Origin of the sequence: Metapseudomonas resinovorans (assembly GCF_002003485.1) — a bacterium.
Lineage (GTDB): Bacteria > Pseudomonadota > Gammaproteobacteria > Pseudomonadales > Pseudomonadaceae > Metapseudomonas > Metapseudomonas resinovorans_D.
The window spans coordinates 100,937-125,659 of sequence record NZ_BDMA01000027.1 but is presented as its reverse complement, the minus strand read 5'-3'; the positions used below and the strand labels follow the sequence as shown (position 1 = coordinate 125,659).

The following is a 24,723-nucleotide window of genomic DNA, read 5'->3' as shown; positions in this document are numbered from 1 at the left end:
CGCTGCCCTTGGCGATTGAAATCGCCCCTACAGGCTCAGAGGGTTCCTGTACCTCGTAAAAGAAAAACCCGCGCCTGGCGCGGGTTCTTTCATTGCGGGGCACTCATCGGCCTCGGAGCGCGAGGATGGCGTTGGATTGATGAATGCGGCGAATGTAAAGAGCGATCTCCCGCTCTGCGTCCACACGGGTGAAGAAGGGTCCCTCCAGCGTCCCTTCGCGGGTGGAAAAGAAGTACTGACCGTTCACGGCGCTGACCCGCTCACTCCGATAGTGGGTGTTTGAGGCCACGTCGCACGCACGTCGACCGAACATCGGACCACCTCCGTCTTTCATTGGCAATATCAGTCTAACCAGCGCTGACGAGCGTGCTCTGGGGCTCGACGGGCGGCTATCGGCGATGATTCCGGTGCGATAGGTACAGTTGTGCCGTCGACAGAGCGGAAACTGTTCCTGTGCCCTGATACCGGACGCTCCTAGAATGGCCGCTCCCTTTTCGCACGCCGCCAGGCGGGCGCGCTCCTCCTGAGGTCTCCATGCATATCTCCTCCGGCCGTTGGGTCTACGGCCTGTTCCTCGCCCTGGTCACGGCCGTGCTCTGGGGCGTTCTGCCTATCTGGCTGAAGGAAGTCCTGCAGACCATGGACCCGGTGACCGTCACCTGGTACCGGCTGGTCATGGCGGGCTCGCTGCTGTTCCTCTACCTGGGCGCCAACCGCAGGCTGCCCGCGATCCGTCCGCTGGGCGCGCGGGGGCGCTGGCTGGTGGTGCTTGCGGTGTGCGGATTGACCGGCAACTACGTGTGCTACCTGATCGGCCTGCGCATGCTCAGCCCCGGCACCACGCAACTGGTGATCCAGGTGGCGCCGATCCTGTTCCTGCTCAGCAGCCTGTTCGTATTCAAGGAGAGCTTCAGCCTGGGCCAGGCATTTGGCCTGGTGGTGACGGTGCTGGGCTTCGGCCTGTTCTTCAACCAGCGGCTGGAGGAGCTGCTGACCTCCATGAGCGAATACACCCTGGGCGTGCTGGTGATCCTGCTGTCTGCCTTCGTCTGGACCTTCTACGGCCTGGCGCAGAAGCAACTGCTGAGCCACTGGAGTTCGGCGCAGGTGATGATGGTGATCTACCTCGGCTGCGCGGCCTTGCTGACGCCCTGGGCGCACCCCATGGAACTGCTCAACCTCAGCCCGCTGCAGGGCTGGCTGCTGCTGGCCTGCGGCCTGAACACCCTGGTGGCCTACGGCGCCTTCGCCGAAGCCCTGGCCCACTGGGAAGCCTCGCGGGTCAGCGCCACCCTGGCCATCACCCCGCTGGTGACCTTCGCCAGCGTCGCCGCCTGCGCAGCGCTCTGGCCGGACCATGTGCAGCCGGAGGAGATCAACCTGCTCGCTTACGCCGGTGCGGTGTTCGTCGTGCTGGGCTCGGCCCTCACCGCGTTGGCCCCGTCGCTGATGCGCAGCTGGCGGGCACGTCGTGAGGCAGCTGCATTGGCCGGTGGTGAATAGACGCCTGTGACGATTCGCATGCCCGGGCTAACAGGATTAAACCAGTAGGGTGCGCCGTGCGCACCGGCGGTTTGGCCTGGCGCCTAAACGGGTCGTGAAGTCGGTGCGCACAGCGCACCCTACGGTCCAGACCGAGCTAAAGAGGGTGGGCTTCAGCCCACCGTTCAGGTTCGGTGCCCCGACGTTTGTCCTAGCAACGGGTTCCGAGCGTTTCCGCCTTGCGCAGCCAGGTCTGGCGTTGTTCCTCGGAGGAGGGGCGTACCGGGGAGAACTCGGTGAGGCGGCGGGTCTTGATGCCGCAGAAGCCGAGAATGGTCCGCACCATCTGCCGGTGCGCGGGCGCGCCGTAGATCCAGCGGAAGTACCAGGGCGGTGTATCCAGGGTCACCAGCAGGTCGGCCGTGCGCCCGGTCAGCAACTTGTCCCAGGCCTGTGTCTGCTGGCCGCGATAGCGGAAGGCGAAGCCGGGCAGGAAGACGCGGTCGAAGAAGCCCTTGAGCAGTGCCGGAAGGCCGCCCCACCAGACCGGATAGACGAACACCAGGTGCTCGGCCCAGTGGATCTGCCGCTGCGCTTCGAGCAGGTCTGGCTCCAGGTTCTGGCTCTGGTCATACCCCTCGCGCAGCACCGGGTCGAACTGCATTTCGCCGAGCTTCAGCAGACGCACCACATGGCCCTCACTGCGTGCGCCCTGGGCATAGGCTTCGCTCAAGGCATGGCACAGGCTGCCGCCTTTCGGGGTGCCGAGGATCATCAGGATGCGTTTGCCATCGCCTTCCAGCGGTGTGGCGCCGTGCTTGACCGTCTCAACCATGTTGACCGGCCTCCAGCATGCTTTCCGGTCGCACCCAGGCGTCGAACTCATCCTCCGTCAGGTAACCAAGCGCGAGGGCCGCTGCGCGTAGGGTGGTGCCCTCGGAGTAGGCCTTCTTGGCGATCTGCGCGGCCTTGTCGTAACCGATGTGTGGGTTGAGCGCGGTGACCAGCATCAGTCCGCGTTCCAGGTGTTCGGCCATGCGCGCTGAATCCGGCTCCATGCCGGCCACGCAGTGCTGCTGGAAGTTGCGGCAACCGTCGCCGAGCAGGCGGATGGACTGCAGCAGGTTGTGCACGATCACCGGCTTGAACACGTTCAATTGAAGGTGTCCCTGGCTGGCGGCGAAACCGACGGTGGCGTCGTTGCCCATCACCTGGCAGGCCAGCATCGACAGCGCCTCGCACTGGGTGGGGTTGACCTTGCCCGGCATGATCGAGCTGCCCGGCTCGTTCGCCGGCAGGCGTACTTCGGCCAGGCCGCCACGCGGGCCGGAGCCCAGCAGGCGCAGGTCGTTGGCGATTTTCATCAGGGCCACGGCCAGGGTCTTGAGGGCACCGGAGAGGTTCACCAGCGGCTCATGGCCGGCGAGGGCGGCGAACTTGTTCGGCGCCGAGACGAAATGCAGGCCCGACAACGCTGCCAGTTCGGCGGCCATGGAATCCGCGAAACCGTGGGGGGCATTAAGGCCGGTGCCCACGGCCGTACCGCCCTGGGCCAGTTCCAAGACTCCGGGCAGGGCGGCGCGGATGGCCTTGTCGGCGTAGTCGAGTTGAGCGACGAAGGCGGAGAGTTCCTGGCCGAAGGTGATGGGCGTGGCGTCCATCATGTGCGTACGGCCGGTCTTCACCAGATGGGCGTGACGAGCGGATTGCTCGGCCAGGCCGCCGGAGAGTTCGGCTATGGCTGGCAGCAATTCCTGCTGTACCGCCTTGGCGATGGCGATATGCATCGCGGTGGGGAAACAGTCGTTGGAACTCTGGGCGAAGTTCACATGGTCATTGGGGTGGACCGGGTTCTTGCCGCCGCGTTGTCCGGTGGCCAGTTCGTTGGCGCGGCCGGCGATCACCTCATTGACGTTCATGTTGCTCTGGGTGCCGCTACCGGTCTGCCAGACCACCAGCGGGAAGTGCTCATCGTGCTTGCCGGCCAGCACCTCGTCGGCAGCCTGTTCGATCAGCCTCGCGACATCCGGCGGCAGGTCGCCGTCGCGCCCATTGACGCGGGCGGCGGCCTTCTTGATCAGGGCCAGGGCGTGCACCAGCGCCAGGGGCATGCGTTCGCCGCCAATGGCGAAGTTCTCCAGCGAGCGCTGGGTCTGGGCGCCCCAATAGGCGTCATCGGCGACTTCGACTGGCCCCAGGCTGTCGGTTTCTGTGCGGCTCATTTGGGTTGGCTCCGGCTATTGATTCCGCAGTTTAGGCTCTCTCTCCCGCACTCGGTTCAACCGTTCGGGCAATTACCAGCGCGCGTGGGTGGCCCCCAGCCAGCCGAGGGCGTTGGTCACCGGCACGCATTCACCATCCGGGCTGCGCAGCACGCCGTCGAATCGACCGAACCACTGGCGCGTGTCGGCATAGAACGGCCCCAGGCGCGGACGGGCCTGGTGCAGCTGGAGCGGCGTGAAGGTCAGTTCCACCCGGCGACAGGCGGTGGACAGGCGCCAGGGCGCGAGCGGGTTATTCGGGGCCTGTTCGATTTGCACCGGGCGGTCGAGCTTGGACAGGCTGCCGCCGAACCACAGGGCGTTCTCGGTGAGGCCGCTGGAGTCGGTCCAGCCGGCGCCGAAATTCCCGGCGATGCCGCCCGGAGCGGCGAAGGCAGCGCGGGTCCAATGACTATTGAAGGGCCAGATGCCGCGACCGAAGTCGAGGGCGGCGAAGCTCTGGCCCGTGGTGCAGTGATACTGGCGATTGCCCAGCTGTACGCTACCGCTGGCGGGCAGCCCGAGCTGACGGCTGCTGGCATGGAAGCAGTGGCCGGGCAGGGGAGCGACCAGGTTCACCGAATCCAGGTGCGCTGGACGCTGTACATCCAGCGCGACGTGCAGCGGCTGGCCGCCGAGGTCCGGGGCTTCCACCCGCAGGCTCAGGCGGCCGGGATGTTCGTCAATGCGGATCTGCAGGAGCGGGTGGTCGAAGCTGTGGCTTTCCAGCGGCGTATCCGGCAGCCGGCAGCCGCGAGCGAACAGCCGCAACTGGGTATGGGCCACGGCCTTGCCGGTGTCGAGATCGAGGAAATAGGCGGCGCCGAAGCCCAGCAGGTCGAGGTCTGCGAGGGTCAGCGAGAGCATCCAGCGCGGGGTGGTGATGCACCAGTGGTTCCAGCGCTTGCGACGTCCGAAGTTACCGGGGATTGCGCAGTTCAGACGCGGTCGGCTGGACCAGCCGACGGCGGCGGGCTCGAGCTTGCCGCGGGCATCGCAGAGCGCGGGAACTCCCGGCGGCAGGGTGGATATATGGCTATTCATCGGGCACGTCCATGTGTGTGCGAAGCCTGGGCACTTCAGTCTCCGTACGAAGTCAGTCTGCGCTTGACGACTTTTCGTACGGCGCTTGTGGAAACTGATTGCACCTCATCGGAAATTCCGTCGACGCGTGCGGCAGATTTCCTAGTCGCCAAAGCATGCCCAGTGGGCGGAAGCATGAGCAAGTGATGGCATTTTGACAACAGCTTCGTGGAGTGCGGCATTGCACATTTTCGCTACATGGTTGTCGAAAAAAACCGTCGCTTGAGCCCGATCTCCGCTTGAGCGCAGAATGACCAGCCCCGGGGCCATCCCCCGTCATCCGTGCCCAGACAAGGATACCCAATGACCAAGCTTCGCATTCTCTGCACCGCCGTATTGCTGGCTTGCGCCAGTGGCCAGGTTCTGGCCGATGCCGCCAGCCATGCCGCCGATGCCGAACGTTTCCTCAAGCTCGCCCGTGCCGACAAGCTGACCGTGCCGGTCTACGCCCAGGTGCAGCAGATGTTCGAGCAGCGTTTCCAGCAGACCCAGGCGCCGGCCAGCAAGAAGGCCACCCTGGAGAGCTACCAGGCCAAGGCCAATGCCGCCCTGGACAAGGCCGTCGGCTGGGACAAGCTGAAACCTGAACTGGTGAAGATCTACACCAGCAACTTCAGCGAGAGCGAACTGAAAGAACTGATCACCTTCTATGAATCCCCGCTGGGCAAGAAGGTGCTGGAAAAGATGCCGGCCCTGACCCAGCAATCCGCCCAGCTCACCCAGAGCCGCCTGGAAGCCGCCGTACCCGAGGTCAACAAGTTGCTCAGCGACATGACCACCGAACTGGCGCCCCAGGACAAGAAAAAGCCGTAAGCGGAGTCGATCGATGTCCATGCGTGACCGCATCCTGACCGCCTTGCAGAGCCTCGAACCCCAGCACCTCGACGTGCTGGACGAGAGTCACATGCACAGCCGCGGCCTGGAAACCCACTACAAGGCGGTGATCGTCAGCCCGGTGTTCGCCGGCCTGAATGCCGTCAAACGCCACCAGAAGGTCTACGCCAGCCTCGGCGAGCTGATGGGGCAAGTCCATGCCCTGGCCCTGCACACCTACACCCCCGAGGAGTGGGCAGCGCAGGGCGCAGCGCCGGATTCGCCGACCTGCCGTGGCGGCAGCAAGCACGATCACTGAGTAAAACTGTCTGAGTTGCCAATGGCACGTTGCGTCTGATCCTTGGCCTTTCCGGTGGCTTCTAGCTTCCATTCGGCGCCTGGGACCATTTCACGCAGCGTCCGGCCCGCGGCTTTTTGATAGACTTCGCACCGCGCCGGCCTAGCCGGCGCAGTCGTTTCTATCACCCGGTCCGCCCTTTACGCGGGCGACCACTGGAGGAAGTACCGCATGACCCAGATCGTTGTTGCGGCGCTGTACAAGTTCGTCACCCTGAAGGACTACGTCGCGCTGCGTGAACCCCTGCTCAAGACCATGCTCGACAATGGCGTCAAGGGCACCCTGTTGCTGGCCGAAGAAGGCGTCAATGGCACCGTGTCCGGCACGCGTGAAGCCATCGACGCGCTGATCGACTGGCTCAAGGTCGATCCGCGCTTGGTGGACCTGGACCACAAGGAATCGTACTGCGAGGAGCAGCCCTTCTATCGCACCAAGGTCAAGCTGAAGAAGGAAATCGTCACCCTGGGCGTGCCCGGCGTCGACCCCAATCAGAGCGTCGGCACCTACGTCGAACCCAAGGACTGGAACGCCCTGATCAGCGATCCCGAAGTGCTGCTGATCGATACCCGCAACGACTATGAGGTGGCCATTGGCACCTTCGAGGGCGCGATCGACCCCGCGACCAAGTCGTTCCGCGAGTTTCCCGATTACATCAAGGCCAACTTCGACCCGGCGGTGCACAAGAAGGTCGCGATGTTCTGCACTGGCGGCATCCGCTGCGAGAAGGCATCCAGCTACATGCTCGGCCAGGGCTTCGAAGAGGTCTTCCACCTCAAGGGCGGCATCCTCAAATACCTCGAGGAAGTGCCCCAGGAAGACACCCTCTGGCGCGGCGACTGCTTCGTCTTCGACAACCGCGTCACCGTGCGCCACGATCTCTCGGAAGGGGATTTCGACCAGTGCCACGCCTGCCGTAACCCGATTTCCGTGGAAGACCGCCAGTCGGAGCATTACGCGCCCGGCATCAGTTGCCCGCTCTGCTGGGACAGCCTGAGCGAGAAGACCCGCGCCAGCGCCATCGAGCGGCAGAAGCAGATCGAGCTGGCCAAGGCCCGCAACCTGCCTCACCCGATCGGCCGAGACCCGCGCCAAGCCCTGGAGGATTGAGCTTGCCCAACGCCCGCCTGCTCTATGTGATGGACCCGATGTGTTCCTGGTGCTGGGGCTTTGCCCCGGTGGTCACGGCGCTCGCCGAGCAGGCTGCGGCAGCCGGCGTTCAGCTGCATCTGGTGGCGGGCGGCCTGCGTACCGGCCAGGGCGCCGCGCTGGATGCGCATACCAAGCGCTACATCCTCGAGCATTGGCAGGCGGTCAGTCAGGCCACCGGGCAGCCTTTCCACTTCGAAGGCGCGCTGCCTGATGGCTTCATCTACGACACCGAGCCGGCCTGCCGCGCACTGGTGGTCGCCCGTTCGCTGGCGCCTGAACTGGCCTGGCCACTGGTGAAGCGAATCCAGCACGCCTTCTATGCCGAAGGTCGTGATGTGACCCAGGCCGCCGTCCTGGTGGAGCTGGCCGAGCAGATCGGCATTCCACGCATCGAGTTCGCCGCCGCCTACGATGCCGCTGCCAGTCACGAGGCGACGGCCGCCGATTTCACCTGGGTGCAGGACCTCGGCATCGCCGGTTTTCCCACCCTGCTGGCCGAGCGTGACGGACAGCTCGCGTTGCTGACCAACGGCTACCAGCCGCTTGAACAACTGTCGCCCTTGCTGGGCCGCTGGCTGGAGCGGGGTGCCCATGCCTGATCGTTTGAGTTGGGCGGAAATCCGTCGTCTGGCCCTGCGCCACAAGAAAGCCCTCTGGCTGGCCAACCTGGTCGCCGTGCTGGCCACTCTCTGCAGCGTTCCGATTCCGTTGCTGCTGCCCCTGCTGGTGGACGAAGTGCTGCTGCAGCGGGGCGACGGCGCGCTGCGCTTCATGGACCACTTCCTGCCTCAGCCCTGGGAAAGCGCCGTCGGCTACATCGGCCTCATGCTCGTCGTGACCCTGCTGTTGCGTGGCATGGCACTGGTGTTCAACGTCTTGCAGGCGCGCCTGTTCGCGCGGCTGGCCAAGGACATCGTCTACCGCATCCGTACCCGCCTGATCGAGCGCTTGAAGCGCATTTCCCTCGGTGAATACGAGAGCCTGGGCGGCGGTACCGTCACCGCCCATCTGGTGACCGACCTGGACACCCTGGACAAGTTCGTCGGCGAGACGCTCAGTCGCTTCCTCGTAGCCGTGCTGACCCTGACCGGCACTGCAGCAATCCTGGTCTGGATGCACTGGCAACTGGCGCTGCTGATTCTGCTGTTCAACCCGCTGGTGATCTACGCCACGGTGCAGCTCGGCAAGCGCGTCAAACACCTGAAGAAGCTGGAAAACGACAGCACCTCGCGCTTCACCCAGGCGCTGACCGAAACCCTGGAAGCCATCCAGGAAGTACGCACCAGCAACCGCCAGGGCTTCTTCTTCGGCCGACTCGGTCAGCGTGCCCAGGAAGTCCGCGACTATGCCGTGGCTTCCCAGTGGAAGAGCGATGCGGCAGGGCGCACCAGCGGCCTGCTGTTCCAGTTCGGCATCGATTTCTTCCGCGCCGCGGCCATGCTCACGGTGCTCTTCTCCGACCTCTCCATCGGCCAGATGCTGGCGGTGTTCAGTTATCTCTGGTTCATGATCGGTCCGGTGGAGCAGTTGCTCGGCCTGCAGTACTCCTACTACGCAGCCGGTGCCGCACTCACCCGCATCAACGAACTGCTGGCCCGTGCCGACGAGCCCCAGTACACGCCGAGCGTCGATCCGTTCCGCGGCCGCGAGACCGTGGGGATCGAAGTGAAGGGATTGCGCTTCGCCTATGGCGAGGAGCCGGTACTGGATGGCCTCAACCTGTCCATCGCCCCCGGCGAGAAGGTCGCCATCGTGGGTGCGAGCGGTGGTGGCAAGAGCACCCTGGTGCAATTGCTGCTGGGGCTCTACCAGCCCCAGGCCGGGCAGATCCGCTTTGGCGGCAGCCGGCTGGACGAGATTGGTCTGGCCGAAGTGCGTGACAACGTCGCGGTGGTCCTGCAGCACCCGGCGCTGTTCAACGACAGCGTGCGTGCCAACCTGACCATGGGCCGCGAGCGCAGCGACGAGGCCTGCTGGCGGGCCCTGGAAATCGCCCAACTGGCCGAAACCATCCGCAACCTGCCTATGGGGCTGGACAGCGTGGTGGGTCGATCCGGTGTGCGCCTTTCCGGCGGCCAGCGGCAGCGACTGGCCATCGCCCGCATGGTGCTCGCCCAGCCGAAGGTGGTGATCCTCGACGAAGCCACCTCAGCCCTGGACGCCGCCACCGAATACGCGTTGCACCAGGCGCTCGGTACCTTCCTCAACGGTCGTACCACCCTGATCATCGCCCACCGCCTTTCGGCGGTTAAGCAGGCGGATCGGGTACTGGTATTCGACGGCGGCCACATCGCCGAGGACGGCGATCATCAGCAGCTCATAGCCGAAGGCGGTCTCTACGCCAAGCTCTACGGGCATCTTCAGCAGGGCTGAGGGCGGACTGGACAAGCCCTGTCGGAACGCACGTTTCCTGTAGGGGCGAATTCATTCGCCAAGCTGTCCGCAGGACTGCTCGGCGAGGTCATTGGGGCGGCTGCGCCGCCCTTGGCGAATGAATTCGCCCCTACAAGAGGAGCAACGCGGGGGTGAGGGTTGAGTCAGCCGTGCTTCACCGCTTCCAGGAACACCACGCGCTGGCCGATATCGTGGAATACCCGCGCCGAGGCGATCTGCTTGTAGTCGACGCCGTCCAGCAGGCTGAGCATCTGCACGTCGTGGCGGTAGTGCGGGCGCCAGTCCAGCAGACCCTCGAGGAAGCCGATGCCGTTGACCCCGGGACGGAAGTTGGCCAGCAACAGACGCCCACCCGGTCGCACGGCCTGGAACAGCCTGTGGACAAGTCGTTCGCTGCGGCGGTCATCCAGCAGCTCCGTGACGCCGGCGGAATACACCAGGTCATAGCCGTCGAATCCGCATTCGCCTGCCAGCAACTCGTTCAGGCTGCCATGACGCGTGAGTACGCCAAGCGCGCCGTAGCTGTTGCGCACGGTTTGCAGGCGTGCCGCGTCGTCATCGAACACCAGCATTTCGCCGAAGCGCCCATGACGCAGTTCGCGGGCCAATTCCGCCTCGCGGAAATGACCGCCGGAAATGCACAGGATGCGTGCGGCCTTGCCGGCGCGCTGGCAGGTTTCATCCAGGGCGCGGGCCAGCATGCGCCGCCGGCAACGCAGGGCGCGCGCCGCCGGTGCGCTGGTGGCGAAGTCGAATAGCTGGCGGGTGCGCTCTTCGGGCAGGGTGTGCAAGGCGTCGGATTCCACGCCATAGAGATAGTCCTGCAGCAAGGCGTTGCCACAGCGCAGGCCCGGGCTGGGCAGCTGGCGGCAGGGGAATGGCAGGATATTGCTCGGTGGCGGCGCTTCCTCGCGGACAGGCGCCGGTTTCTCGAATCGCAACTGCTCACGTTCGGTCTTGATCTGTTGCAGTTCGTCGTGGAGTTGCCGTTGTTCTTTTATGCCTTTGCTCAATTCTTCCGGATCACTGATCTCTTCCACATGCCACCTCGTCTGGCCAGTCGTGGATTCCTAGACCCGTCACGCGGGATGGAGGCAGGTATTCGCTTCGAGTTGAACCTTAGTTGATGGCTATCTGCCTGCAATCATCCAGATAGATGAAATCGCGCTTTCGAAAAGGCGCGACTGCACGATTCAGAGCCCTTGCAGTCGGGTGAGCAGGGTGATCAGTTCGGCCTGGCGTTCCGTTTCAGTCTTGCGGAACAGTGCGCGCAATTGCGTACGTACCGTGTTGATCGAGACATTCAGCCGCTCGGCGCAGGCTTCCGGCGTCAACCCCTGGAGGAGCAGTTCGGCCAGACGCTGCTCCGCCCGGCTGAACTGGAACAGATCGGCCAGCCACGGGCTTCCTGGCTGGTGTTCCAGCAGTGCCAGCAACACCAGGGGACCGCTGTGCTGGGGCGCCAGCCCGGACGCTTCGGGAACCGGGGTGACCATCAAGCGAGCGGGCGGGTCACCGGCCAGGCTCAGCCAACCAGCACGGTGCTTGCCCTCACTGCCGGTGGCCTGGCGGATGAGTGCCTGCAGGCGTCCGTCCAGGGCCTTGCCATGCAAGCGTCCCTGGCGATCCTGCAGGGCGAAGGCCGCCTGGCTCATGCGCCGTTCCGCCTGGCGGTTACAGAACAGGACGCGCCCTTCGCCATTCAGCAGCCAGACCGGCGCAGGGTGGCGCTCCAGCAGCAGGTCGCGGCGGGCCACGTCCAGCTTCAGTTCCTGCAGTCGATTGCTCATCCGTGCCGCGCGCAGCAGATGAGGGCTCAGGCGTTGCAGCAGGTCGCGCTGCTGCATCTCCGGCAACGCCGCACCCACCGCAGTCAGGAGCGACAGATAGATGCCAGAGCCCGCCTCCTCGTGCAGCTTGATGCAGGAGATGTTGTTCATGCCAAAGGGGATGTGGAACTCCTGGTAATACGGATCGCGGCGAATGCGCTGCGGGCCGAGGTCTTCCAGGTCGTGGTACCAGCTGCCTACCGGGCGCGGTACCAGCACATCCTTGGCCGGGTCGTACTGGTGGTAATAGGCGTTGTAGGCCTCGACGCTGGCCGGGTCGCACAGGTTGATGGCGGTGACCTGCGGGCGCTGGTCCCGCTGGTCGAGGAACAGGAGGGCGCCCATCTGATGGCCGGTGGCGCTCGCCAGCGCCTCCAGCATCGAACGCCACGCGCCTTCATCGAGGACGCATTCGTAGCAAAGGTTGACCAGGTTGTCGTACAGGTCGTTCAGGTGCGGCATCAGACAGCTTCCCTGCGAGGATGGGTGGCACATCGCTTTCATATGGCACAGGCCAGAGCTCCTTGCCTAATGCCGCTGGTCGGCTTGATGGCTTCCCTCCTGGAAGCCTGGATGAACGCCCTGTCAAGAAATCCTTACGCGAATGGCGCGCCTGCCAGGCGGTATCGGCAATCCCGGGGTGGCGTAAGGAAAACTTTCCGGATCGACCGTTCGGCGCCGCGCCAACCGCAATCCCACGCCTTGTTCGCCAGGCGCTGCCAGAGTGAGATGGCGCAAACAAAAAACGGCCCGACGCCATGAATACCGAACTCACCCTCTACGGGTACTGGCGCTCCAGCGCTGCGTACCGCGTGCGTATCGCCCTCAACCTCAAGGGCCTGGCCTATCGCCAGGAAGCCGTCCACCTGGTCAAGGATGGCGGCCAGCAGCACCAATCGGCCTATCGCGAGCTCAACCCCCAGGGCCTCCTGCCCCTGTTGGTGGATGCGGGCAACGCGGGCGGCGAAATCCGCATCGCGCAATCCCTGGCCATCCTCGAATACCTCGATGAAGTCTTCCCCGTCCCCGCGCTGCTGCCGGCTGATCCGGCCCAACGCGCGCTGGTGCGCTCCCTCGCCATGCACATCGCCTGCGACGTGCATCCGCTGAACAACCTGCGCGTGCTGCAGTACCTCAAGGCTGAACTGGGCGTGGCTGATGAGGCCAAGGACGCCTGGTACCACCACTGGATCGCCCTCGGCCTCGCGGCTGTGGAAAAGGGGCTGGAAGCCTTCGGCGGCAAGCTCTCCCTGGGCAGCCGGCCGGGTTACCTGGAAGCCTGCCTGGTGCCCCAGGTCTACAACGCCCGACGCTTCGACTGTGACCTGTCGGCCTATCCGCGCATCCTCGATATCGCCGCTCGCTGCGACGCCCTCGAAGCATTCAGAAATGCTGCTCCGGAGGTACAGCCAGACGCGCAGTAAAGGTTTACCAACCTGCCTTGCAAACCTCCGCCGGACCACAAGCCCGGCGGGTGAAATCCCGTCACGACAACAACAAAAGGTGACGCAATGAGTGATATGCAACACTCAGGCGAGCTGAAACGCGGCCTGAAGAATCGCCACATCCAGTTGATCGCCCTCGGCGGCGCCATCGGCACCGGTCTTTTCCTCGGTTCCGCCGGCGTGCTCAAGTCCGCCGGTCCTTCGATGATCCTTGGCTACGCCATCTGCGGATTCATCGCTTTCCTGATCATGCGCCAACTCGGCGAGATGATCGTCGAAGAGCCGGTCGCCGGCTCTTTCAGCCACTTCGCGCACAAGTACTGGGGCGGTTTCGCCGGTTTCCTTTCCGGCTGGAACTGCTGGGTGCTCTACATCCTGGTCGGCATGAGCGAGCTCACCGCTGTCGGCAAGTACATCCACTACTGGTGGCCGGACGTGCCCACCTGGGCCACCGCCGCGGTGTTCTTCCTGGTGGTCAACGCCATCAACCTCGCCAACGTGAAGCTGTTCGGCGAAGCCGAATTCTGGTTCGCCATGATCAAGGTGGTCGCCATCGTCGGCATGATCGTCCTGGGTTGCTGGATGCTGTTCAGCGGTAGCGGCGGCGAGCAGGCGGCTGTGAGCAACCTCTGGGCCCATGGCGGCTTCTTCCCCAATGGCGTGAGCGGCCTGGTGATGGCGATGGCCTTCATCATGTTCTCCTTCGGCGGCCTGGAAATGCTCGGCTTCACCGCAGCCGAGGCGGACAAGCCCAAGCAGGTGATCCCGAAGGCAATCAACCAGGTCATCTATCGCATCCTGATCTTCTATGTCGGCGCCCTGGTGGTGCTGCTCTCGCTGAGCCCCTGGGATGCACTGCTGGCGTCTATCAACAGCGCTGGTGATGCCTACAGCGGCAGCCCCTTCGTGAAGATATTCGCCCTCATCGGCAGCGACACCGCCGCTCACCTGCTGAACTTCGTGGTGCTCACCGCTGCGCTGTCGGTCTACAACAGCGGCACCTACTGCAACGGTCGCATGCTGCTGGGCCTGGCCGAGCAGGGCGATGCCCGCGCTCCCTGGCCAAGGTGGACAAGCGCGGTGTCCCGGTGCGCGCGTTGGTCGTGTCGGCCGCGGTGACCTTCCTCGCCGTGGTGGTCAACTACGTCGTCCCGCACAACGCCCTGGAGCTGCTGATGTCCCTGGTGGTGGCGGCCCTGGTGATCAACTGGGCGATGATCAGCTACTCGCACCTGAAGTTCCGCCAGCGCATGGACAAGGACGGTGTCCGCACCGGCTTCCGTTCCCTGTGGTTCCCCATGAGCAACTACCTGTGCCTGGCCTTCGTGCTGTTCATCCTCGTCATCATGCTGATGATTCCGGGTATCCAGGTGTCGGTGTACGCCATCCCGGTGTGGCTGCTGGTGATGTGGGGCTGCTACCGCCTGAAGCGGAGCGGCAAGGCCGAGACCAGCAAGGTCGCAGGCTACGAAGCGGGTTGATAATCCGCTGCTGCAAAGAAAAACCCCGGCCAGGTGCCGGGGTTTTTCTTTTGTAGGTTGGGTAGAGGAACGAACCCAACAGGCCGAGTTTCAGGCCCTCGCTTAGCCTGTCGTACCTCCAATCGTTGGGCTTCGCTTCGCTCAGCCGCAACCTACGAGTCTTGCGTCGATCAGATCTGGAACCGCGCCACCGACGATTGCATCGCGCTGGCCACCGCATCCAGGCGTTCGGCGGCGTGGGCGAGGTCCTGCATGGCGCGGCTGTTGCTCCGCGACATCTGGGCGATCAGCTCGACGCGCTGGGCCACTTCGCTGCTGGCCTTGGACTGCTCGCCGATGGTGTAGGAAATCTCCTCCACCACTTCCGCCGCACGGTGGGCGCCGCTGCGAATCTCGCTGATCGACTCGCCTGCTTGCCGCGCCAGGCCGACGCCGTCCTGTACCCGTTCCACGCCCGTCTGCATGCTGTCCACCGCATGCTGGGTAGATTCACGGATACGCTGGATCATCCCGGTGATTTCCTGGGTCGACTGCGCGGTCCGTGCCGCCAGGTTGCGCACCTCGTCAGCCACCACGGCGAAGCCCCGACCGGCTTCCCCGGCCCGGGCAGCCTCGATGGCGGCGTTCAGTGCCAGCAGATTGGTCTGTTCGGCGATGCCTTTGATCACCTGGATGATGGAGTGGATCTCTTCCGAAGACTCACCCAGGGCGGTGATGGTGCTGGACGACTGGTTCACCGCGTCGGCGATGCGATTCATGCCTTCCACCACACCAAGGATCACCTTGCCGCCGTTGCCGGCGAGGTCCTCCGACTGGGCGGAAATGCTCTGCGCATTGCGCGCGTGGTCGGCGATCTGGCCGATGTTGGTGATCATCTGTTCCATGGCCGCGGCCATGCTGGTGGCGCTGTCGGATTGCTCGCTGGCGCCGTCGACGATGCTCTGCGAGGTCTCGCTGAGACGGTGGGCGGTACCGCGCAGCTCCTCGCTCTCGCTGCGGATGGTGGCGATCATCTGCCGCAGGTTGCCCTGCATGTCGGCCAGCGCCCGTTGCAACTGGCCGGCTTCGTCGTCGCTGTCGATGCTGACCTGGGTGGCCAGGTTGCCCTGGGCGATGGCGCGCGCCACGCCGACGGTTTTCTCCAGCGGACGTAGCACGGCGCGCATCAACTGGCCGGTGACCAGGCAGAGCAGGCCGATCACCAGCAGGATGCCGCCGGCCAGCCATTTGGCGGCGTTGCTGACGGCTGCTTCGCCGTCGGTGCGGGTCTTGGCCGCATGGGCTTCGATCTTGCCGCTGAGGGCTTCGTTCTTTGCTTCCAGCTCGCCGAAGCTGCGCTCGAAGGAAGGCAGTTCGGCACGGGCCGCTTGCGGGTCGCGCAGGGCTAGGTTGACGATTCGCTCGGCGTCGCCGATGTAGCTTTCCAGGGCCGGCTGGGACTCGGCGATGGCGCTGCGGATGTCTGCGGTGAGCGGCAGCTTGGCGTTCTCGCCGAGCGTGCGGCGGAACCATTCGCTGTGCTCGCGCAGGTCATTGCGCACCTGGTCGGCGCCGGCCTGGTCGCCCGGCTGCACCACCATGGCGGCCAGTACGTCCGCGCGCAGGGCGTCGTGCATCATGTCGCCCTCCAGGTGGTTGCGCAGTGCGCTGACGCTGAGCTGGTTCTCGGCCAGCGCGTCGGCGAGGTCGGTCTGTCCCCAGTAACCGATGCCACCCAGGAGGGTGGCGGCGAGGACGCTGATTGCCCCGGAGGCGACCATCTTCTGTCTTATTTTCATGTCCCTGTACTCGCTGGATTGGCCGGATGCTGGCAAGGGTAGTCCAGCGATAAGTGGCGCTGGAGTGTTTATCGGCCGCCAGGCGAGTGTCATGAGGGCGGGGCGAGTCAGTGACTCCCTAGCGCTGCAGCAATCCCGCCCAGCTGGATAGGGGAATCACCTGATCCTCGTGCCAGATCCGCTGCCAGAGTAATTTCAGACGCTCCAGGTCGCCCCGGCTGGTCGGCCAGCGGCGTGCCTCCGCCACCGGCTGCCAGCGACCGTTGCGCTGCTCCGCGAGGATGAAGCGGAACGGATGGAAGCCGGTCATGCCCAGGCGCAGGTCGGTGACCACCAGCATCTGGTCGATCTGGTCGTAGCGCAGGATGCCGTGGGTGAACCAGGCCAGGCGCACGTGCTGGGGGGAATCCCGCAGGCGCCGGGCCAGATCGGTACCGCGCGGTATCCGCTCGAGCCTGGGCGGCTCATCGTCGAACCAGCTGACCAGCGCTTCGTGGTAGTCCTCGCCGTCCAGCACGGTCACGCGCCAGAGCAGGGTGTTGAAGGGCGTAGGCGCGCTGAAGATGGATTGCGGACGGATGCCGTCCCGCTCCAGCACTTCGTACACCCGCTGTTCGGCCATGAACTTGCCGCCAAGGCTCGAGAGCAGGTAGAGGCTCGACAGGGCCAGCGCCGCCACCGGCAGGCGCGGCGTACGGCCACGCAATCCGAACAGCAGCCCACCGATCACCGCTGCGATCAGCGGCAGGGTGTAGAGCGGGTCGATGATGAAGATACTCGACCAGGCGATTGGCGGTGTCTGCATCGGCCAGAACAGCTGGGTGCCGTAGCTGGTGAACGCATCCAGCAGCGGGTGGGTGGCCAGCACCAGCCATAGGGCGAGGAACAGGCGCTGGGTGGTATACGCCGGATTGGGGCGCCATCGTCGTACCAGCAAGGTCAGCAGGGCCGCCAGTGCCGAGAGCACGAAGATCGAATGGCTGAATCCCCGGTGGTAGGTCATCGCCGCCACCGCATCGGTGTAGCGGATCACCACGTCGAGATCGGGCAAGGTGCCGAGCGCGGCGCCATAGAGCAACGCCTTGCGTCCTTGCCAGCGCCCGAGCAGCGTCCCCTGGATAGTGGCGCCGAGCACCGCCTGGGTGAGTGAGTCCATTGCCATCTCTCGAGAATGATCCGCCGGCTAAGTTACTGCGCCAACAGTCTTTCCGGCAGCGGGAAATTCCCACCAGATTTTTCCGACAATGGAGACGGCGAAGGACCGTATGGATGCGAATCGAATCCTGCTTATTCCCCTCCTGGTGCGGGGCGGGCGGACCAGGAGGGGAAGCTGTTGCCGACCGATTACTCGTACACCACTGGCCGATGATGGATGCGTGATTGATAGCGGGATTTCTGTGCGGGTTCAGCCGCTTTCGTGGTTGTCGCTGATCCGGCTGCTGTGGGTTTTTCCTCGACCAACTGGGCGAAACGCTCGCTTTCGTCTTCGGTCGTCTGCCCGCGTTGTGCTTGCAATTCCTGGTACTGGATGAGGCGGTCACTGCCTCCTTCAGCTGTGGCCTGGAAAGAAGTCAGCGCAACAAGAGAGAACAACAGGCTGGAGAAGGCAGTGGTGCTAATTGCGGATTTCATGTTTCTTCCTCGTTTAAACACTTGAACAACCCCCGAGGACGGATATTAAGGACGAACTAAAGCACCGCCATAACTATTTTGTAGTGCCTGACAGGTGGTTGATTTAAAGATGATCGGTAGTTTTATAAGACTCTGATTGGCATGAACTATTCCGCTGATCATGCTGTTTTTAAGGGCGTGTAACGTACTGTTGGAAAGTATGTAATTGGCTGTAATTGATTTGTTTCTGTCGCGTTTCATGGAAACACTTCAGAAACAAAATAAGTGTCGTAAAAGAGCGCGCTGGTCCGACTTTTGAATTGCAATGCCAGTAGCGATTTCAATGCCGCCGCGAGACGCCCGCTCGCGTTCCCCTCGATACCCCGTGCTACAAGCGCCAGAGCCCCCGTCCCACGTGCCTTTCGCGCTAGTCCCATTGGACGATGCCCACCACCGGACCTGCGGATTTAATCCCTCCCCATAGTGCCCCGTGCCCTGAGTGCGCGGCGATAACGACAATGAGGAGAACCGCATGGATATCCGTGGCCTGGGTTACGTCACCGTAGCCTCGACAGACCTGAAGCGCTGGGGCGATTACGCCACCGGGGTGCTCGGCATGATGGTGGATACCGTTGCGGACGAGCGGCTCTACCTGAAGATGGACGAACGCCCCTACCGCATCCTGGTGGAACGCGCCGACCACGACGGCTATGGCGCCTGCGGCTGGGAAGTCGCCGGCAAGGCCGCCTTCGAACAGGCCATCGTCGAACTGCAGCAGGCCGATGTGCAGGTCCAGCGCGCCAGCGCTGTCGACGCCGCCGGCCGCAAGGTGCAAGAGCTGGCGCGCTTCGCCGACCCGGATGGCAACCGCCATGAACTGTTCTGGGGCCCGCAGCAGAATTTCGCGCCCTTCGTCTCCCCGGCCGGTGTCAGCGGTTTCATTACCAGTGATCTCGGCATGGGTCATGCCGTATTGCCGGCACCGTCCTTTGACCGCTGCCTGGACTTCTACGAGCGGGTCATGGGCTTTGGCCTGTCCGACCTCATGAAGGTGCGCTTCACTCCCGATCCGGCCGAACCTGAAAAACGCATCCATTTCCTCCATTGCAATAACGGCCGCCATCACTCCCTGGCGCTGTTCGAGTGCCCGATCCCTTCGGGTTGCGTGCACCTGATGGTGGAAGTGGGCGAGCTGGACGACGTGGGCCGCGCCCTGGATCGCATGCACGCCAGCGGCGTGAAGCTCTCGGCCACCCTCGGCCGCCATACCAACGACGACATGACCAGCTTCTACATGCAGACGCCGGGCGGCTTCGACCTGGAGTACGGCTGCGGCGGCAAGGTCATGGACTGGGAGCGCCACACACCCTTCGAGAGCACCGTGGTCAGCCACTGGGGCCATGACTTCAGCGTCGGTCGTCAATAAGGAGCCGCCCCATGGACAAACGCATGACTGCTGCCGACGTTGTCGGTCAGCTAAGCGACGGCATGACTATCGGCATCGGCGGCTGGGGCCCCAGGCGCAAGCCCATGGCCCTGGTGCGCGAGATTCTGCGCTCCGACCTCAAGGACCTCACGGTGGTCGCCTATGGCGGCGCCGACGTCGGCATGCTCTGTGCGGCCGGCAAGGTGAAGAAGCTGGTCTACGCCTTCGTGTCGCTGGACTTCATCCCGCTCGAACCCTACTTCCGCAAGGCCCGCCAGGACGGCGCGGTGCAGGTCATGGAGATCGACGAAGGCATGCTGCTGCTCGGCCTCAAGGCCGCCGCCATGGGCGTGCCGTTCATTCCCACCGCCGTGGGCCTGGGCACCGACGTATTGAGCATCAACCCGGAGCTGAAGCTGGTCAGTTCCCCCTACGACGACAGCCGCGACTGGGTCGCCATGCCGGCGCTGAAGCTCGATGCGGCACTCGTCCATGTCGACCGCGCCGACGCCCGTGGCGTCTGCCAGATCGCCGGTCCCGACCACTACATGGACGATCTTTTCGTGCGCGCCGCCCAGAAGGCCTTCGTGAGTTGCGACGAACTGGTCGACAGCGCCTGGTTCCATGAGGACCCGGCCCGTGCCCGCCAGGTGTTCTGGGAACGCAACCGCACCAGTGCCGTGGTGCATCTGCCGGGCGGCGCCCATCCGTCGTCCTGTGCGCCGCTCTACGGCTTCGATACCGCTCACTTCAAGGCCTACAACGCCTCGGCCGCCGAGCCGGATGGCTGGCAGGCCTACATGGAGCGCTACGTGAACTGCGGGGAAGCGGAGTACCTCGCGCGTGTAGGTGGCCTGGATGCCATCCGCCAACTGCCGCTCCCGGTTTTCTGAGGACGCTGAGATGACTGCCACCAAACAACCCTACAGCCTCGCTGAACTGATGATCTGCGCCGCCTCCGAAGCGTTCGCCGGTGACGGTGAGGTGCTCGCCACCGGTATCGGCGTGCTCCAGCGCCTGGCCGCGTCGCTGGCGATGCTCAATTCCAATGCCGAACTGATGATGACCGACTCCGAAGCCTTCATGGTCGCCGAGCCGGTGCCGATCGGCCCGCGTGGCGGCTACCAGCCGAAGTTCGACAGCTGGATGGGCTTCTCGCGGATTTTCGATAACGTCTGGAGCGGCAAGCGCCATGCCCTGGTAGGGCCGGTGCAGATCGACCGCTTCGGCCAGGCCAACATCTCCTGCATCGGCGAACACGCCAAGCCCAAGTCGCAGATGCTCGGCGTACGTGGCTTCCCCGGCAACTCCATCAGCCACGCCAACTCGTTCATGGTGTCCAGCCACAACAAGCGCGTGTTCGTCGATGGCGAAGTGGATGTGGTGGCGTCGGTCGGCTACAACCCTGAGCGCCTCGCCCGTGGCTGGTCGCTGGACGAGATCGACATCCGCATGATCGTCACCGACCTCTGCGTACTCGACTTCCAGGGGCCGGGCCGGCAGATGCGCATCCGTTCCCTGCACCCCGGTGTCAGCGTGGAAGACGTGCAGGCCGCTACCAGCTTCCCGCTGCACGTGCCGGACTCCATCCCGACCACCGCCGCACCGACCCTTGAGCAACTGATCCTCATCCAGCAGCTGGACCCGCACAACCTGCGTGCCAGCCAGCTCAAGGACAATCCGCCGGGCGTGCGCGCCCAGGCCATGACCCACTGAGGCGGAGCCGCACACATGAGCCACGAACAGGCCGAAGAAGCAGACGTGGTGCAGTACGAGGTGCAGGGGCCGCTGGCCCTGGTCACCATGCACCGCCCCGAGTACCACAACGCGCAGAACTCGCGCATGACTTACGCCCTGGACGCTGCCTTCCGCCGCGCCTGCGATGACGACGCGGTCAAGGTCATCATCCTGCGCGGTGCCGGCAAGCACTTTTCCGCCGGGCACGACATCGGCACGCCCGGCCGCGACGTCAACCAGAGCTTCGAACGCACCAGCCTCTGGTACGACCACGTGAACAAACCGGGTGGAGAATTCCTCTACGCCCGCGAGCAGGAGGTCTACCTCGGCATGTGCCGTCGCTGGCGCGACATGCCCAAGCCGACCATCGCCATGGTGCAGGGCGCCTGCATCGCCGGCGGCCTGATGCTCGCCTGGGTCTGCGACCTGATCATCGCCTCGGAGGATGCCTACTTCGCCGATCCGGTGGTGCGCATGGGCATTCCGGGTGTCGAGTACTTTGCCCACGTGCATGAGCTGAATCCGCGCATCGCCAAGGAATTCCTCTTCCTCGGTGAACGCATGGGCGCCGAGCGTGCGTACCAGATGGGCATGGTCAACAAGGTAGTGCCGCGCGACGTGCTGGAAGACGTGACCCTGGACGTGGCCCGGCGCATTGCGCAGATGCCGCGCCTGGGCCTGCAACTGACCAAGCAGGCGGTGAACAACGCCGAGGACCTGATGGGCAAGCGCGCCACCATGGACATGGTGTTCGGCCTGCATCACTTCGCCCATGTGCACAACGAGCTGGTCAGCGGCGACAAGCTCGGCGGCTACGACGCCCGTGGCATGGCGCAGTCCCAGCGCAACCCGTCGGAGGCGTGATGGCGAATTCACTCGATACCCGCCTGACCCAACTGCTGGGTTGTCGCTATCCGATCATCCAGACCGCCATGGGCTGGGTGGCCGATCCGCGACTCGTGGCGGCCACCGGCAACGCGGGCGGCTTCGGTTTCCTGGCCGGCGCCACCATCGAGCCGCAGCGCATGGAAGCGGCCATCCTCGAAACCAAGGCGCTCACCGACCAGCCCTTCGGCGTCAACTTTCACATGTACCAGGCCAACGCCGGCGAGATCGTCGAGCTGGTGCTAAAGCATGGCGTGCGCGCGGTGAGCTACAGCCGCTCGCCGGGCAAGGCGATGATTGCGCGCCTGAAGGATGCGGGCGTGGTCTGCATACCCACGGTTGGCGCGTTGAAACACGCGGTGAAGGCCGTGGAGATGGGCGCCGACGCCGTGACCGTGCAGGGCGGGGAGGGCGGTGGTCACACCGGCTCGGTACCCACGTCGATCCTGCTCGGCCAGGTGGTGGATGCCGTCGATGTCCCGGTGGTCGCCGCTGGCGGCTTCAAGGACGGGCGCGGCCTGGTGTCGGCCCTGGCCCTCGGCGCCGAGGGCATTGCCATGGGCACGCGCTTTCTGATGAGCGCCGAAAGCCCGGTGCCACGGGCCACCTTGGACCGCTACCTGAAGGTCCGCGATCCGGCCGCGATCATCATCAGCCGCGCCATCGACGGCATGCCGCAGCGGATGATCCGCAACGAACTGCTCGACAGCCTGGAACGCTCCGGCGGCTTGAAGCGGTTGCTGCTGGCCCTGCGCAGTGCCCTGGCCTACCGCCGCCACAGCGGCGCCAGTATCGGCCAATTGCTCGGCAGCGCCCTGAAGCTCGGCGGCACTGATGGCCTGACCGCTGCCCAGACACTGATGGCCGCCAACGCGCCCATGGTGATCCAGAAAGCCATGGTCGACGGACTTCCAGCAGAGGGCGTGCTGCCCGCCGGACAGATCGCCGCCAGCATCGACAGCCTGCCGGGCTGTGCCGAACTCATCGAATCCATCGTGCAGCAGGCCGAGCAGCGACTCGCCGAGCTGTGCCGCCGTGCATCCTGAGGGGGGAGAAGGCCATGGCAACACCATTCAACGTCAGTCTCGACAACGGCATCGCCGAGATGGTCTTCGACCATCCGCCGGTGAACGCCTTCGACAGCAAGGGCTGGGCCGCGATCGCCGCCGAGTTGGAGCGCCTGGGTGAGTCGCCCGAGGTGCGCGTCATCGTCATCCGAGCCGAGGGGCGCGGATTCTGCGCTGGCGTCGACATCAAGGAACTGGCCGCTGACGGCAACCTGATCGTCGCCGTCAACAAGGGCAACTACGACAGCTTCAAGGCCGTCCACCGTAATCCCAAACCGGTGATCATCGCCGTGCACGGCTTCGTGCTCGGTGGTGGCATAGGTCTGTGTGGCGCGGCGGACATACTGGTCGCCTCCGACTGCGCGCGTTTCGGCGTGCCCGAAGTGGACCGAGGCGCCATGGGCGGCGGTGCCCACCTGCAGCGCCTGTTCCCGGTGCAGAAGGTGCGCCACATGTACTTCACCGGCGAGATGATCGACGCCGCCGAGGCCTACCGACTGGGCGCCGTGGAGCGCGTGGTACCCCGCGCCGAATTGCGCGAGGCGGCCCTGGATATCGCCCGCAAGATCGCCGCCAAGAGCCCGGCCATGATCACCCTGGCCAAGGAGGCGCTGACCGGCATCGAGGACGGCAACCTCGAAGACAAATACCGCTGGGAGCAGGGCTTCACCCTGCAGGCCTATCGCTCGCTGGATTCCCAGGAAGCCCGCGATGCCTTCGTCGACAAGCGCACTGCCACCTTCAAGGGCTGAAGCCATGGAACTGACCTACACATCCGAACAGCGGGCCTTCCGTGAGGAGGTCCGCGCCTGGCTGGCGGCCAACGTGCCGGCCCAGCCGCTGCAATCCTTCGACTGCGAAGAAGGTTTCCGCCAGCACCGCGCCTGGGAAGCGAAGCTCAACGAAGGGCGCTGGGGCATGGTGACCTGGCCCAAGGAACTCGGCGGTCGCGGCTGCGACCTGATCGAGTGGCTGATCTTCGAAGAGGAGTACTACCGCGCCGGCGCCCCGGCACGGGTCAACCAGAATGGCATCTTCCTGCTCGGCCCGACCCTGATGGAGTTCGGCACTGCCGCGCAGCAGGAGCGCTTCCTGCCGAAGATGGCCACCGGTGAGGAAATCTGGGCCCAGGGCTGGTCCGAGCCGAACGCCGGTTCCGACATGGCCGCCATCCGCTGCCGTGCCGAGCGCAAAGGCGACGTCTATGTGCTCAACGGCCAGAAGACCTGGTCCACCCGCGCGGTCTGGGCCGACTGGCTGTTCGGCCTGTTCCGCAGCGACCCGCAGTCCAGCCGCCACCACGGCCTGACCTTCATCCTCCTGCCGCTGAACAGTCCCGGCATCACTGTGCGTCCGATCCCGCAGCTCAACGGCCTGCCGGGCTTCGCCGAAATCTTCTTCGACGATGTGGAAGTGCCGGTGGAAAACGTACTGGGCGGGGAGGGCATGGGCTGGCACGTGGCGATGTCCACCGCTGGCTTCGAGCGCGGCCTGATGCTGCGCTCCCCGGCGCGCTTCCAGGAAACCGCGCGGCGTCTGGTGCAGCTCTACCTGGCCAACCGCGAGCAGGCCGACCTCGACCCGGCCATCGGCGAAGCGGTGATGCGCGCCTGGATGGACGCCGAGGCGTACACCCTGAACACCTACATGACCGCGTCAAGGCTGGTGAAGGGCGGCAAGATCGGCCCGGAATCCTCCACCAACAAGATCTTCTGGTCCGAGCTGGACCAGCGCATGCACGAGACGGCGCTGTCGATCCTCGGCCTGCGCGGCGAACTGCTGCCCCACGCGCCGGATGCCGGCGAGGTCGGTCACTGGCTGGACGGCTTCCTGTTCGCCCAGGCCGGCCCGATCTACGCCGGCACCAACGAGATCCAACGCAACATCATCGCCGAGCGCATGCTCGGCATGCCGCGAGCCTGAG

At 64.7% G+C, this 24,723-nt stretch carries 23 protein-coding genes and 1 pseudogene; 15 read left to right on the top strand and 9 right to left on the bottom strand.

Translation table 11 applies throughout. From position 1 onward, the window contains the following. Window positions 1-103 precede the first annotated feature (103 nt). Complete coding sequence (locus tag MnOB_RS29190) at window positions 104-313, bottom strand: DUF6316 family protein (RefSeq protein WP_077523904.1); 210 nt, start codon at window positions 311-313, stop codon at window positions 104-106. A 221-nt stretch (window positions 314-534) separates the two neighbouring features. On the opposite strand from MnOB_RS29190, the gene MnOB_RS09120 reads away from it, so the two are divergent. Then, on the top strand, window positions 535-1,503 hold the full coding sequence (locus MnOB_RS09120) for a DMT family transporter (protein WP_077523903.1): 969 nt from the start codon (window positions 535-537) through the stop codon (window positions 1,501-1,503). 190 nt (window positions 1,504-1,693) lie between these two features. On the opposite strand, the gene MnOB_RS09115 is transcribed toward MnOB_RS09120, so the two are convergent. The 3 genes from MnOB_RS09115 to MnOB_RS09105 all read right to left on the bottom strand — a co-directional run bounded on the left by MnOB_RS09115 (window position 1,694) and on the right by MnOB_RS09105 (window position 4,787). Beyond that, window positions 1,694-2,317 carry an NAD(P)H-dependent oxidoreductase gene (locus MnOB_RS09115; protein WP_077523902.1) on the bottom strand — a complete coding sequence of 208 codons (624 nt, stop codon included), beginning with the start codon at window positions 2,315-2,317 and terminating at the stop codon, window positions 1,694-1,696. Further along, window positions 2,310-3,704 carry a class II fumarate hydratase gene (locus MnOB_RS09110; protein WP_077523901.1) on the bottom strand — a complete coding sequence of 465 codons (1,395 nt, stop codon included), beginning with the start codon at window positions 3,702-3,704 and terminating at the stop codon, window positions 2,310-2,312. The genes MnOB_RS09115 and MnOB_RS09110 overlap by 8 nt, the downstream gene beginning before the upstream one ends. A 72-nt stretch (window positions 3,705-3,776) precedes the next feature. Continuing rightward, a complete protein-coding gene (locus MnOB_RS09105; RefSeq protein WP_077523900.1) occupies window positions 3,777-4,787 on the bottom strand; it encodes a DUF2804 domain-containing protein in 1,011 nt (336 codons plus the stop codon). 342 nt (window positions 4,788-5,129) lie between these two features. On the opposite strand from MnOB_RS09105, the gene MnOB_RS09100 reads away from it, so the two are divergent. From MnOB_RS09100 to MnOB_RS09080, 5 genes are all read left to right on the top strand, one after another. Further along, window positions 5,130-5,639: a DUF2059 domain-containing protein gene (locus tag MnOB_RS09100; protein WP_077523899.1), complete on the top strand. Its 510-nt coding sequence runs from the start codon at window positions 5,130-5,132 to the stop codon at window positions 5,637-5,639. Window positions 5,640-5,652: 13 nt separating this feature from the next. Further along, window positions 5,653-5,958, top strand: a complete 306-nt coding sequence (locus tag MnOB_RS09095; RefSeq protein WP_077523898.1) for a BolA family protein — start codon at window positions 5,653-5,655, stop codon at window positions 5,956-5,958. A gap of 210 nt (window positions 5,959-6,168) precedes the next feature. Then, a complete protein-coding gene (trhO, locus tag MnOB_RS09090) occupies window positions 6,169-7,104 on the top strand; it encodes an oxygen-dependent tRNA uridine(34) hydroxylase TrhO (protein ID WP_077523897.1) in 936 nt (311 codons plus the stop codon). A 29-nt stretch (window positions 7,105-7,133) separates the two neighbouring features. Further along, window positions 7,134-7,745, top strand: a complete 612-nt coding sequence (locus MnOB_RS09085) for a DsbA family protein (protein ID WP_077523946.1) — start codon at window positions 7,134-7,136, stop codon at window positions 7,743-7,745. Further along, complete coding sequence (locus tag MnOB_RS09080; RefSeq protein WP_077523896.1) at window positions 7,738-9,519, top strand: ABC transporter ATP-binding protein; 1,782 nt, start codon at window positions 7,738-7,740, stop codon at window positions 9,517-9,519. The genes MnOB_RS09085 and MnOB_RS09080 overlap by 8 nt, the downstream gene beginning before the upstream one ends. Before the next feature lie 164 nt (window positions 9,520-9,683). On the opposite strand, the gene MnOB_RS09075 is transcribed toward MnOB_RS09080, so the two are convergent. Both MnOB_RS09075 and MnOB_RS09070 read right to left on the bottom strand, forming a co-directional pair. After that, complete coding sequence (locus tag MnOB_RS09075) at window positions 9,684-10,580, bottom strand: class I SAM-dependent methyltransferase (protein WP_077523895.1); 897 nt, start codon at window positions 10,578-10,580, stop codon at window positions 9,684-9,686. A 153-nt stretch (window positions 10,581-10,733) separates the two neighbouring features. Continuing rightward, window positions 10,734-11,831, bottom strand: a complete 1,098-nt coding sequence (locus MnOB_RS09070) for a helix-turn-helix transcriptional regulator (RefSeq protein WP_077523894.1) — start codon at window positions 11,829-11,831, stop codon at window positions 10,734-10,736. 296 nt (window positions 11,832-12,127) lie between these two features. Between MnOB_RS09070 and maiA the strand changes: the two genes are divergently transcribed. Then, complete coding sequence (gene maiA / locus MnOB_RS09065; RefSeq protein WP_077523893.1) at window positions 12,128-12,793, top strand: maleylacetoacetate isomerase; 666 nt, start codon at window positions 12,128-12,130, stop codon at window positions 12,791-12,793. Window positions 12,794-12,880: 87 nt separating this feature from the next. After that, window positions 12,881-14,266, top strand: a pseudogene (locus MnOB_RS09060) (amino acid permease); the annotation flags it as partial. 199 nt (window positions 14,267-14,465) lie between these two features. Here the strand turns inward: MnOB_RS09060 and MnOB_RS29805 are convergent. The 3 genes from MnOB_RS29805 to MnOB_RS09045 form a co-directional block, all read right to left on the bottom strand. Then, on the bottom strand, window positions 14,466-16,073 hold the full coding sequence (locus MnOB_RS29805) for a methyl-accepting chemotaxis protein (protein ID WP_077523892.1): 1,608 nt from the start codon (window positions 16,071-16,073) through the stop codon (window positions 14,466-14,468). A gap of 118 nt (window positions 16,074-16,191) precedes the next feature. Next, window positions 16,192-17,229, bottom strand: a complete 1,038-nt coding sequence (locus MnOB_RS09050) for a metal-dependent hydrolase (RefSeq protein ID WP_077523891.1) — start codon at window positions 17,227-17,229, stop codon at window positions 16,192-16,194. 188 nt (window positions 17,230-17,417) lie between these two features. Further along, window positions 17,418-17,705 carry a hypothetical protein gene (locus MnOB_RS09045; protein WP_077523890.1) on the bottom strand — a complete coding sequence of 96 codons (288 nt, stop codon included), beginning with the start codon at window positions 17,703-17,705 and terminating at the stop codon, window positions 17,418-17,420. Between the two features lie 511 nt (window positions 17,706-18,216). On the opposite strand from MnOB_RS09045, the gene MnOB_RS09040 reads away from it, so the two are divergent. From MnOB_RS09040 to MnOB_RS09010, 7 genes are read left to right on the top strand one after another with little or no spacing between them, the layout of a single operon-like run. Continuing rightward, window positions 18,217-19,110 carry a VOC family protein gene (locus tag MnOB_RS09040; RefSeq protein WP_077523889.1) on the top strand — a complete coding sequence of 298 codons (894 nt, stop codon included), beginning with the start codon at window positions 18,217-18,219 and terminating at the stop codon, window positions 19,108-19,110. An 11-nt stretch (window positions 19,111-19,121) separates the two neighbouring features. After that, window positions 19,122-20,003: a CoA transferase subunit A gene (locus MnOB_RS09035; RefSeq protein WP_077523888.1), complete on the top strand. Its 882-nt coding sequence runs from the start codon at window positions 19,122-19,124 to the stop codon at window positions 20,001-20,003. A 10-nt stretch (window positions 20,004-20,013) separates the two neighbouring features. Then, window positions 20,014-20,826, top strand: a complete 813-nt coding sequence (locus MnOB_RS09030; RefSeq protein WP_077523887.1) for a CoA-transferase subunit beta — start codon at window positions 20,014-20,016, stop codon at window positions 20,824-20,826. 15 nt (window positions 20,827-20,841) lie between these two features. Further along, window positions 20,842-21,711, top strand: a complete 870-nt coding sequence (locus MnOB_RS09025; RefSeq protein WP_077523886.1) for an enoyl-CoA hydratase — start codon at window positions 20,842-20,844, stop codon at window positions 21,709-21,711. Next, window positions 21,711-22,778, top strand: a complete 1,068-nt coding sequence (locus tag MnOB_RS09020; protein ID WP_077523885.1) for an NAD(P)H-dependent flavin oxidoreductase — start codon at window positions 21,711-21,713, stop codon at window positions 22,776-22,778. Before MnOB_RS09025 ends, MnOB_RS09020 begins: the two co-directional genes overlap by 1 nt. Before the next feature lie 14 nt (window positions 22,779-22,792). Continuing rightward, the gene (locus tag MnOB_RS09015; protein ID WP_077523884.1) at window positions 22,793-23,551 is read left to right on the top strand and encodes an enoyl-CoA hydratase family protein; all 759 of its coding nucleotides are present in this window, start codon (window positions 22,793-22,795) and stop codon (window positions 23,549-23,551) included. Window positions 23,552-23,555: 4 nt separating this feature from the next. Next, the gene (locus MnOB_RS09010) at window positions 23,556-24,722 is read left to right on the top strand and encodes an acyl-CoA dehydrogenase family protein (protein WP_077523883.1); all 1,167 of its coding nucleotides are present in this window, start codon (window positions 23,556-23,558) and stop codon (window positions 24,720-24,722) included. Window position 24,723 lies beyond the last annotated feature (1 nt).